General features: G+C 33.8%; 7 protein-coding genes and 1 pseudogene. 3 read left to right on the top strand and 5 right to left on the bottom strand.

From position 1 onward, the window contains the following. Both ACOI1C_RS21895 and ACOI1C_RS21900 read right to left on the bottom strand, forming a co-directional pair. A partial coding sequence (locus tag ACOI1C_RS21895; protein WP_422512743.1) for a hypothetical protein occupies nucleotides 1-521 on the bottom strand: 521 nt, incomplete at its 3' end. Nucleotides 522-960: 439 nt separating this feature from the next. After that, nucleotides 961-3,186 carry a sensor domain-containing protein gene (locus ACOI1C_RS21900; RefSeq protein ID WP_422512745.1) on the bottom strand — a complete coding sequence of 742 codons (2,226 nt, stop codon included), beginning with the start codon at nucleotides 3,184-3,186 and terminating at the stop codon, nucleotides 961-963. A gap of 697 nt (nucleotides 3,187-3,883) precedes the next feature. Here ACOI1C_RS21900 and ACOI1C_RS21905 point away from each other — a divergent pair. Further along, nucleotides 3,884-4,093, top strand: a complete 210-nt coding sequence (locus tag ACOI1C_RS21905) for a hypothetical protein (RefSeq protein ID WP_422512747.1) — start codon at nucleotides 3,884-3,886, stop codon at nucleotides 4,091-4,093. A 19-nt stretch (nucleotides 4,094-4,112) separates the two neighbouring features. Here the strand turns inward: ACOI1C_RS21905 and ACOI1C_RS21910 are convergent, their stop codons facing one another. Further along, entirely contained in the window at nucleotides 4,113-5,096 is a 984-nt protein-coding gene (locus ACOI1C_RS21910) for a hypothetical protein (protein WP_422512749.1), read from the bottom strand. A 139-nt stretch (nucleotides 5,097-5,235) separates the two neighbouring features. On the opposite strand from ACOI1C_RS21910, the gene ACOI1C_RS21915 reads away from it, so the two are divergent. Further along, nucleotides 5,236-5,952: a hypothetical protein gene (locus tag ACOI1C_RS21915; RefSeq protein ID WP_422512751.1), complete on the top strand. Its 717-nt coding sequence runs from the start codon at nucleotides 5,236-5,238 to the stop codon at nucleotides 5,950-5,952. Nucleotides 5,953-6,415: 463 nt separating this feature from the next. Here the strand turns inward: ACOI1C_RS21915 and ACOI1C_RS21920 are convergent, their stop codons facing one another. Then, entirely contained in the window at nucleotides 6,416-6,682 is a 267-nt protein-coding gene (locus ACOI1C_RS21920; RefSeq protein ID WP_422512753.1) for a hypothetical protein, read from the bottom strand. A 173-nt stretch (nucleotides 6,683-6,855) separates the two neighbouring features. Continuing rightward, nucleotides 6,856-7,350: pseudogene (locus tag ACOI1C_RS21925) on the bottom strand (phage major capsid protein); the annotation flags it as partial. 194 nt (nucleotides 7,351-7,544) lie between these two features. On the opposite strand from ACOI1C_RS21925, the gene ACOI1C_RS21930 reads away from it, so the two are divergent. Beyond that, nucleotides 7,545-7,739 (top strand): hypothetical protein, encoded by a 195-nt coding sequence (locus ACOI1C_RS21930; RefSeq protein ID WP_422512755.1) that lies wholly within the window; start codon nucleotides 7,545-7,547, stop codon nucleotides 7,737-7,739.

Raw genomic sequence — 7,739 nt, forward strand, 5'->3', positions numbered from 1 at the left:
CATCTTATCGTAGTTTTAAAGCGTCTACAACTTCCTTTTTTATAATATAGTCTACTCTTTATCTTCAGTGGGTGAATATCATACTCCTCTTCAATCGCATATCGTACAATATTTACTGGTCTACCTAAAATTTCATAGAACTCTTTATCCGAATAATATTCTTGTGTATTATAATTATCAAACTCCTTGGTAAGTAATTCAAATTCACTTTTAGTAATAAATCTTTTTTCTCTAGATAAAAAGATGGGTTTAATGCCGTTTTCACGCATTCGAGACAACCATGCATTTTTCAAAATTTCTTTTCTCTTGAATAATTCAGTTACCAGTATATCTTCACTCAAAAATTTCTCCGCTGCCGATTTGCTAATATAAAAGGTCTGGTGATTGATTGAATAGTTTAAAGTGATATATTCAAATCTAAAGGGAGATTCAGTTCCTAGCTTCGTTAAATACCTCTTTGTATATTCTGATTTATCCTTAGAAGATATTCCAAACATCTCTTGAAATTTCGAGATACTCATGTAATTCTCTAAAATTTTTGATTTAAATGCCAAATATTCATTCAGGGATTCAACATCAACCTCTTTGCTAATTAAATCACCTTTTACTTGCCAGCCCTATTTAATCTTTTTATTTTTTTCTAAATAGATCTTTTGAATGAAATGTAGGGTATTTCTCATCGCCCCAAAATACCTTGGGGGCGTCTTTTATTTTAATCACGGTTGTCATTTCGAAAATACCACCCAGGCTTCTCCTCTACAACAATTCGTCTTTATATCATACCGTAGGAGATGTTGTAATTAAAAGAATTAATACAAATATCTATTACCTCTAATAATTCATCCAAGGGTTACATTTTCCTTTAAATTAACCTAAAAAAATAGAGTGCGAAATCCAATGTGGTCTCGCACTCTACTGTATAGTTATTTGTTTCACCACTACTAGCCTTGGCTTGACTCTTTATTTTCTAACATCTATTTTCCCGCTTCGCAAAAGTGGCTCTATAAGCTCTGGTGGTAATGGTTTACTATAAAAATAGCCTTGCCCGATTTCACAGGTGTATTCTTTTAGGAAAGTCGCTTGCTCTTCCTTTTCAATCCCTTCAGCAATGACAGTGAAATTTAAATTATGTCCCATATCAATAATGGTCTTCACAATCGACCCTTTATTCGAATGAATCAAAATATCATCTACGAACGATTTATCTATCTTTATGCTATCAATAGGAAGATGCTTTAAATAGCTAAAGGAAGAATAGCCGGTTCCAAAGTCATCTATTGAAAGCTTTAGTCCTAGCTGCTTTAACTTATTTAATACAAGGGAAGACTGTTCGATATTCTGCATGATACTTTCTGTGATTTCAAGTTCTAGATAACAAGGGTCAAGCTTGGTTTGTTCCAACACGACATTCACATCCCGGACGAAGTGGTCATCTTGCAGTTGCCGTACTGATATATTTACGGCAACTGGAATTGGAGTGAAACCTGTTTCTTGCCACGCTTTGTTTTGTTCAACCGCTGTTCTTAAAATCCATTTACCCAATTTCACGATAAGTCCAGTTTCTTCAGCTAGAGGGATGAATTCACATGGTGGGATCGTACCAAGCTCTGGGTGCTGCCAACGAACTAAAGCTTCTACACCTACTATTCTACCTGTTGTAATATCAATCTGTGGTTGATAATGTAGGGATAGTTGATCTTGTTCGACCGCTTTCCTTAATGCATTTTCCAGTTCCATTTTTCGTAAAGCAATCCTATTAAGATTTGACGTATAAAATTGGTAGTTATTCTTGCCACGCTCTTTTGCCAAATACATGGCAGTATCTGCATGTTTAATGATCGTTTCTTGATCATCACCGTCAATCGGAAACATACTAATTCCAATGCTAGTTGTGACAAAAAATTCGTCACCGTTTATCAAGAAAGGATTAGAAAATTGTACCAAAATTCGTTGTGCAACCTCTATCACCTTCTCCTTTTCATAATTCTCAAGTAGAACAATAAATTCATCTCCACTTTGACGTGAGACTAGTCCTTTATTTTGAACAGCTATCGCTAATCGTTCCGCCACACTCTTTAATACAAGATCACCAGTTGTATGGCCCTTCGTATCATTAATAATCTTGAAACGGTCCAAGTCTAAAAATAATACAGCTAATACGGTGTTTTCTGGATTTTCTAATGCTTCTTTCAAACGATTTCTAAACATATTTCGATTGGGTAGACCCGTCAATTCATCATAGAATGCCATATATTCAATGGTTTTTTCTGTTGTTTTCCGATCAGTAATATCTCTCCCTACAACTTGTTTTGCCGGTCTTCCTTCATAAATGATAGGCATGATCGACATTTCAACCTCAATTGTATGACCATTTAGACTAATGGCTTGAGTTTCAAATCGAATTTTTTCTTCATCTCTATTATCAAGTTTCCTGATTTGGTCTTTAATCTCAATAATGGCTTGTGTAGAAACAAAATCTTGTATCGATTTACCAATTAGATCAAAAGGACTATTTGCTCCAACCAGCTTACTTCCCGCTTCGTTTATATAATCAATCTTCCCATTACTAACCACAGCTATTATATCGGGAGACATTTCGACTAAGCTACGATAGCGGTCTTCACTTTCCTTTTTGTCTGTAATGTCAAGTAGAACACTTGAAAAATCAGCAATTTCTCCTTTTCCATCGCAAAGCGGAATGCCACGATCTTGGATCCAGCGAACTTCACCATCAGGGCGAGTAATCCTGTATATGCTTGTAGCAGGTTCCCCTTGCTTCAGCTTCAGTTCTCGTTCAGCTAGAATAGGCAGATCCTCAGGAAAAATAACTTTCTTCCATAGCATATTGTCTTTATAAAATTCCTCTAAGGAATAACCATATAGTTTTTCAATCCCAGGAGTGATTAATAGAGTATTTGTTCTTAGATCATGAGACCAAATAGCCACATCAAGGGTATCAAAGATATGATTTAATTTCTGATCACTTCGTTTCAGGTCTTCTGTTTTTTTATTATTACTTTTAAACATGATAAAAAGAGAACTGATTATTGCAATACTCAAGGCAAAAAGAGATATGTGAAAAAGCCATTTGTTATTTAGAAAGTAAACAGCTCCTACTTGAAATACAATATATCCACTTATTATCAAAATCCATTTGTTTTTATGACTGTTATTTTCTGTTTTCATTCACTTTGCTCTCCTAGAAATAGCGTTATATAGTTTATCGGATAGTAATCGAATTTTTGTATCTAATTCACACTTGTTTCAGTGAATAAATGAAACTATTAAAAATCTGCATACAAAAAGAGGATAATTAGTCATTATAGACTAATTATCCTCTTTTTTTCTTAGACAGTAGTAATCATCGCAATACCTTGGTTGTTGATTCACAATGATGATTGATTGCAGCTAGGGGATGCTCGCTTTCCGCGGGGCATGCGGTAGCCTCCTCAGCCCAATGAATGGATGGCTATTTTCACTACCGTGTAAAATCCTAGGTCTCACCTGTCCCGCTGCTCCTGCAATAGTCGAGCACCTTCCGCTCCAATCAACATTTTATGAAATAGGTATTTCTTAGTAACACCTACTATCCAGTAAATCTATCCTAATTAATGAATTTTTCGATACCACTCCTCACTAAATCCTTCGAACCTCACCTCAGGTACATTCTTATTCATGCTAATGGCATTAATGCTCCAAAAGAAAGTTATGGAAAAGGTAGAAAAATGATTAGTGTAATGGATATTTTAGATAAATCTTGTCTCTTGATCTGGGTAGTTTTCTTGATGAGGATTATAAGAGAAAAGTCATATCTGAGACATTCAGTGTTAATGAGAAATTAGTCTTTTCGAGAAACCCTTCATTGGAGTTTGGAGATTTGAAGGTGATTAAGAAATACGCGATTGTTGGGTTTGAGGAAAATGAGAAAAGCTTGTTAAACTTGGCTAAGAATAATTTGAACCCCTCAGAGTTATTTTTGATGAATGGTTTTAAAGTCATGTTTAGCTCGAAACTCTCGGATATTATTAAAAGCTGGCTTGAAGATAAATTCATGGTTTTTTTCGAGCGGATTCACTTCAGTCTCTGCCTTTAAGTTCTAAGAAGGCAACACTCTATATCAACTCAACTATTAATGAAGCAGCACGTATCTTCGGGATCAACTCCAATGCTTTAGGATATCTTGTAAATGATGATGATTCTGAACCTAAACTGGTTTCCCTAGTAGTAGGTGGCAAGGATGGAAATATGCCCGTACAGGCGGAAGTATTTGAGTCATATGGAACAGCAGATGCTTCAGATGTTTCAAACGCATTTGCATTTAGTTCTTCTGCTACTTCGTTTTCTTCTTGCCACGTTTCTAATCCGTTATTTGTATTATAAGAAGCAATTTCTTGGCTCAAAATACTCTTCATTAAATCAATATCCGCCACAATTGCTACTTCATCATTTGTCCCTGTTGTATATCCCTCAACACTAAATTGTGATGTTTCTTCATGACTTTGAGTATAACCGATCACATGATATACAACACCTGGTTCAGTATAATTATCAGCGTCATTTTCTTTGTCTACAAACTCATTTTCATAAATGGACATTGCGAAGTCTTTCCCGTTAAAATCTGTATCCATAGATACAAAGTTCTCAACCTCTAATATTTGTTTATAATCACCTAGCGAGAAACCCTCAGAATCATATAAGTATACTTTTATTCCTTGGTCTAATGCATCTATAGCTGCCTCTTTAATTTTTCTATTTGTTAATACAGTATCATATGGAAAAGCAACTGTATGTACATTCTCTTTTAAGTTAATGTTTAAAGAATCATTTATGTTTTTAACCTTAATTTTTACTTTTTCCTTATTTAATCCTCTTTGGATTCCAAAACTTGATTGGTCTACCGTTTCTTTTAGAATCTTTTTTAATACCTCTTCGTGTTCGTTTTCTTCGCCATAAAACACTATTTCCCTGGCATTTTTCCCATATGCATTTGCATCACTAGCTGTCACATTTTTCTGAGTTGGCGATACAATAGTCCCAGAAAGAACCAACGCATACGAAAAAGCTAAACATAAAAGAATTTTAACAACCTTTTTCATTGTTCTCCTCCTAAATACAAATTTTAATAAATTTACCACAATTTTATAATAAATAATTATACGAATTTTGGAAATAGTCCGAAAGTATCATTAACAAACCATTTTTAATTAGGTATATTCAAATTATAGGAGGAAGTATATGAAGAAGAATTTGATAAGGATTGTTTTATTTATAACATTATTTGGGCTTGCTCTTTCCATTTACTTCATACTAAGTGGAGCAACAAGTCAAGATGTACATTCTGGCATGTCAATTATTCCAGAGGAAACTACCGATTTACCGTTATATATTGGGTTGAGAGCAAGGTCTTCAGATTACATTATTAAGAATGATCAACATAAAGAAATCTATGATTTCTATTTAAGAGAATTACCTCTAAAAGGGTGGAAACTTATTAATAGTAGAATTCATAAAGGATTAGGGTTTGAACAATCATGGTCAAAACCAAGTAAAAAAAGAGAATTATATATTCTCTCTACAATATCGGATAATCAAAAAGAAACATATGTGGTGTTTGATGAAAACTCAATTATTCAAAATGATATCTGGTTTATTGAAGTCAAAACTATCTGTGAAGAAAAAAACAAATCCGAGATATGTATTACTATTGAAGATGATCCCAAAGCAAAGAAATTCATTGATTTTATTAACGCTAATGCTAATTTAGAGGAAAGTTCCATAAAGTTTAAAGATAGGGAACTAATCCTCAACCTAACATTCAATAATATTAACAAAGAGAGTATGAATTTGGATATATATCAGAGGGAAGATTTATATTTTTTAGTTTCTAGTAAAGGTGTGAAAGAGGTCGGCTCCGAAGAAGAGGTATTAAGTTTTCTTTCCCTTTTTAGATAAAAGCTATGTGTGAATAGTGTTAATTTTTATTATATAGAACAGTGAAAGGGAATTCAGTTATTCTGGAATTCAACATGGTACGAATTTGGTACGACATCCATTTGCTACACGCCAAAAATAAAAAAAACCCTTGATACACAAGGGTTTTTTTATTATTATCCTATGCTTCCTTCCATCTCAAACTTGATTAATTGTCGTTAAAATGGCATGAAATCCAATCCAAAAAACCAACTTAAACCTTGATATAAAGCCATTTGTTAAAAAATAGTAAAACCTATTATAAACTCAACTTGGCATAAACTTGGCACGGTGTTTGCAATGATTAAAGTCACATAAAATAAGTGTTTTACACTAAGAACTCATGGTCACCGCTGTGAGTTCTTTTCATTTTTTTATTGAAGATTCTTATTGAAGTAATGCACCCGTTTGTTCAATAACAGATTCCCTCACTATTCCAACTTATTTATGTGGCAAGAAGAAAAACTCCAAAAATAATTAACGATAAACCCATTAAAATTAAAATAACTTTCATTAACCAATATGGAATAAACTTGAGTATAAAAGATAGTAAAAATAGTACGATTGTTTCCACTATCCCAGCATTGTGCACAGCAGTATTGTCTATATAATTTGCTTTTTTATGTTTATCTTTAGTTAATTTAAACCCAAAAATTATTAGGGAAGCACCTAATAATAAAATGATTACTATTCCGACATACATCCATATCATTTTTCCACCTAGCCTCATCAAATCCTATTTTTAATAGTTATTCTACTTCATCAAAAAATATATTCTTGTTCAACTATCCTGCACCGTTAGTTCAATAACAATTATTTCAGATAGTAAAACCTTTTACAACAAAAAAAAGCAAGGGTTTCCCCCTGCCTTGTCAAACTACATTTTTATATTGTTGGTGTCGGTCTGATATGTGAAATCAAACTAGGATTTGTTAAAGCAAAATCACTGTTGATTCTTGCACGAATCTTAATTTGTCCACGGTTGAAGGCATCCCCTGATTTATCAATATCAATTTGTAAACCACCTTCAGATAAGATACCCCATGCAATGGATTGAAGGTCTGCAACAACCCCTTCACCTTCATCAAGTCCTCCACCTAAAGAATAGGTTTCAAGGTTGTTCATAAAATTAGGGGGTTGAATAAATTGCCCTGTGCTATCTGTTAGCAATTCAATATCCATAGCATCCACATTGTTAAGGATAACACCGTTTGCATTGCCATTAGCACCCCTGATAGCACGGATGCCAGCACCAATGCTAGCATAATCAATAGTGCTAGCATCAACAGTATTAATACCAACATCATTCAAGATACCTTCATATCCATTAGCACCCCCACCCTTCAACATAAAACTTTGAACGGCTTGTGCCATTGAGGCAGGGCATTGGTTAGAAAGTCTAGCAACAACCTATAATAAAAAATAATAATGCCCAAATAAATTATGATGGTGTTCATTTATTGCCTTTGATTTTTGGAGAAGGCTTTTTATTTTGCTTCAGATGGTTCTGAAGGGGTTTTGAATAGGGCATCGTAGTAAATAAGATTCTTTCAAAAAAGGAGCACTGATACATAATGTATAAGATTGCAAACATCAACTATATTATTGAAACAGAATCCTATATTGAAGAACATAAAAATAAGATGCCTAACATGGTGTATGAATTTATCAAAGAAGTATGTCAGGATGAAAGAAAATACATTGATTTAGTGGAACAAATGAGCCACCAAAAAGGGGTTCTAAAAGTACCTGAACCAAGGCTGATATAG

The sequence above is a fragment of the Bacillus sp. DJP31 genome (assembly GCF_049310945.1).
Taxonomy (GTDB): Bacteria; Bacillota; Bacilli; order Bacillales; family SA4; genus Bacillus_BS.